The sequence below is a fragment of the Moorena sp. SIO3I8 genome (assembly GCF_010692325.1).
Classification (GTDB): Bacteria; Cyanobacteriota; Cyanobacteriia; order Cyanobacteriales; family Coleofasciculaceae; genus Moorena.
In genome coordinates this window covers 1-3,206 of record NZ_JAAHHW010000249.1, presented here as the reverse complement: position 1 = coordinate 3,206, position 3,206 = coordinate 1, and the positions used below count along the sequence as shown (strand labels likewise).

4 protein-coding genes are annotated in these 3,206 nt (G+C 44.9%); 1 reads left to right on the top strand and 3 read right to left on the bottom strand.

Going from position 1 to position 3,206, the window contains the following annotated elements; genetic code table 11:
• Nucleotides 1-6: 6 nt before the first annotated feature.
• The gene (gene psbM / locus F6K51_RS35710; RefSeq protein WP_044495836.1) at nt 7-120 is read right to left on the bottom strand and encodes a photosystem II reaction center protein PsbM; all 114 of its coding nucleotides are present in this window, start codon (nt 118-120) and stop codon (nt 7-9) included.
• Nucleotides 121-255: 135 nt separating this feature from the next.
• On the opposite strand from psbM, the gene F6K51_RS35705 reads away from it, so the two are divergent.
• Nucleotides 256-396, top strand: coding sequence for a hypothetical protein (locus F6K51_RS35705; protein WP_293030512.1), 141 nt, complete (start codon nt 256-258; stop codon nt 394-396).
• 92 nt (nt 397-488) lie between these two features.
• Here F6K51_RS35705 and F6K51_RS35700 read toward each other — a convergent pair whose 3' ends face one another.
• Nucleotides 489-818: a 2Fe-2S iron-sulfur cluster-binding protein gene (locus tag F6K51_RS35700; RefSeq protein WP_008191595.1), complete on the bottom strand. Its 330-nt coding sequence runs from the start codon at nt 816-818 to the stop codon at nt 489-491.
• A 325-nt stretch (nt 819-1,143) separates the two neighbouring features.
• Nucleotides 1,144-3,003 (bottom strand): TolC family protein, encoded by a 1,860-nt coding sequence (locus F6K51_RS35695; protein WP_293030507.1) that lies wholly within the window; start codon nt 3,001-3,003, stop codon nt 1,144-1,146.
• Between the last annotated feature and the right edge of the window lie 203 nt (nt 3,004-3,206).

The following is a 3,206-nucleotide window of genomic DNA, read 5'->3' as shown; positions in this document are numbered from 1 at the left end:
AGCTAACTAGTTTCCTGAGCCTTCACGGCTCGCGGTTTGGATATAAAGAATTAGCAGGAAAACCGCAGGCACCAGCACAAACAAAATGCTGGCAACAAACCCTAGATCGTTAACTTGCATGATTATTAGTTCCTCTAAATCGTTTTTAACCCACCAGCTATAGGATACCATTAACACGGCTGTTCGCGAAGCGTCGCCTTCGGCGAATCGAAATAGAAGATTGAAATATAAGCCTGGCAGGAGGAAATCCGGCTAATGGTAGATAAGCGGGTTGAAAATCCTGGTGAGATACATTCCATTGTCTTAGCTTTATTCCCTACTCCCTACTCCCTACTCCCTGCCCTTTGGAGCAAGCTACGGGAACAAACCCAAGACGAAAGCACCTCACCCAATTGATCAATGCTATAAACCCTATGTAAGCATCTATACAAGGAGCAGTATTCAGCTGACAATCTCTCGCCAGCTAGCTCTAAAATCCCTTGCTATGGTTAGATGGCAGCAGATGGGGATTTGCTCTTCAGGGTTGGTTTAGTTTTAACACTCACAGGTCCATTCACCAAGACTTGACAGGCTAATCGGTAAGTATCTGGCTTTTTCTTTAGTTTCCGATTTTCTACCTCAGTTCTAGGGGATAAATTTTCTATGCCTGCCACAATTTCCACAATACAGGTACCACATTGACCATAACCGCCACAATTGACCAGCTTGCCCCGAAACGTGTAGAGATCTATGCGATTTTGCAGCATTTTCTCTCGTAAGTTCGCTCCATTGGCAGCAATGACTTCTTGGTCTTCCTTGACAAATTTGATATTAGCCATGATTTGTCCCAAGTCTGATCTTATTTTCTGATAGTATTTCTATTTTATTAAGGAATGTTAAAAAAATAAGCATCCCTGGTTAATGGTTCATGGCTAAGTTGGCCATAAACCATTAACTCTAAAGCAGAGCAGGTATTCTGTCAATTTAGTTTTGCGAGTTAGGGCAAGGTTAATCCTATTAGATATTAGAGATCAGTCCTTAACGTCTAATACCTAGGGTCTAATACCTAGTGTCTAATACCTAAGATCTAATACTTAGTATCTAATACTTAGTGCCTAATTGGGACAAGTCTAGTTTACCCCTTAATTCAATTAAGATCGAATACTACGGAATATCACTAACTTTACTGTCTGGTAGATTACTCACTGCCCGTTGCAAGTTGGCCAGAGCGCGGTTGTAGCCCAGAATTGCAGTAAGTCGGTTAATCTTAGCCCGGGTAAGGGCGGTTTGCTGGTTAATTACGTCCGTTTGGGTACCAACCCCTGCCTGAAATCTTAACCGAGCTAGCCGGAGGCTCTCTTCTGCTACGTCTAGGGCCAAGGATGCCGTTTCAATACTCTTTTTATTGGAGTTTAATTGAGAATAAGCTTGTTCGATCTCAAAGCGTATTTCATCCCTTTGGTCAGCAAAACTGCTTTCTGCTAAGGCAATATCAATATCTTCCTGCCTGGCTCTAGCCATTGCTGCTCCGCCATCGAAAAAATTCCACTGCAATGTTGCCCCTACCGAGTAACCATCACCCATGGTAACAGTATCATTGAAGTTATCAAATAGGTCGATTTGACCAAATACACTCACCTGGGGTCTGACCGCAGCCAGAGCAATGGTGCGCTGTTCCTTGTTGATCTGGCGTTGCACCAGTTGCTGTTCCAACTCAGATCGGTTTTTATAAGACAGGATCAGGCTATGTTCTAGAGATAAATCCCAACTTCCAGCAATTTCGATGGGATCGGCTGCCGTAATTTCTGCGGATTGAGATAAGTTTAATAACTCCGCCAGCTGACGTCGGGCAATACGTTGGTCACTCAGAGCATTGGTCAACCCTTGAGAGTCATTGGCTAGCTCAACCTGCTGTTGCAAGACCTCAAATCGGGTGCCTAAGCCAGCTTGTTCCAGTAACTCGGTATCCCGTAAAATCTGAGCAGACTCAGTGACTGCCGCTTGGGAAATCTCAACACGAGCATCAGCCTCTTGTAAATTGTAATAGGCAAGGGTGACCTGAAGTCTGATCTCTTCAGAAAGCCGTTCTACCTCCAGCTGCTGCAACTTTACCTGTTCCTCCCCTAGCCGGACTTGTGCTGGTCGTTGCCCACTAGTGTATAGGTTATAATCTAACCTTAGGGCTGCATTGAAAGTTCCTGACGGCTCATTGATTGGAAGTAATCCTTGCTGGACTCTTATCTCGTCTGATACCTGTCCTGATGCACTATCGGCATAGTTAATTCCTGCAGTTGTTGTCAAATTAGGATACCAAGCACTTAAGGCTTCTTGGAGAACAAACTGATTACGTTCCAAGGTCAGTTGCGCTTGCTGTAATTCCTGATTATTACGCTTTGCCAGTTCTATGGTCTGTTGCAGGGTAATGGGCTGTGTGATATCGATCTGGACTTCCTGGCTTTGGGTAGGAAATGATAAAGGATTGGGGTCAGGATCAAGAAACTCTGGCGCAGAGGTTCCAGGGGTTCCTGAGCTTCCAGAGGTTTGTGACATTAATTCAGGGTTTTCCCCTGTGGCAGATTCAACCACCGTATCCTCACCAACGTCTACGGATTCCGTTCGCGAAGCGTCGCCTTCGGCGAATGGCGCTGCTAGTTCAGCCACCGCAGGAATCGACTCCTCCTGCTTTGGCTGGTCAGTAGGCAGGATGGTTTGATCAATAATTTCTTGGACTAATTCTTCTTGGACTAATTCTGCTTCTGAGAGTGAGGAATCTACAGAGGGAATAGACTCCTGTTGCTCTGGTTGATTGGAAGCTGGGGTAGTGTTATCCATGACTTCTACCACTAGCTTCCCTACCTCTGGGTTTGGGGCTGCTTCTGTTAAGGATTCTTGGTTAGGTGTAGCTACTGAGTTACTCTGAGGCTTAGTAAGTGATGGTAAATCTTCTGAGGCTCCGGATTCCATGCCGCTCAAGGCAATTGCCGTCCCCACACCCACAGCTAATATATAACGAAAAGTTGGCATAGATTTTACAGTTGATTTTAGTCTTAGCAGAACTACTTCTCTTGCTCAATTTAGCAACCAATGGCAGGATAATGGCCTAAGTACAGGACAAAAAATGGAGAGAGTTAAGAAAAGCTGGGAACTGGTGGTCAAGATTGGTGAAAATTGAGCGCAGATAATCAAATCCCAAACGAAATAGGCTCTTGGCTCGTCGTTGATGGGAT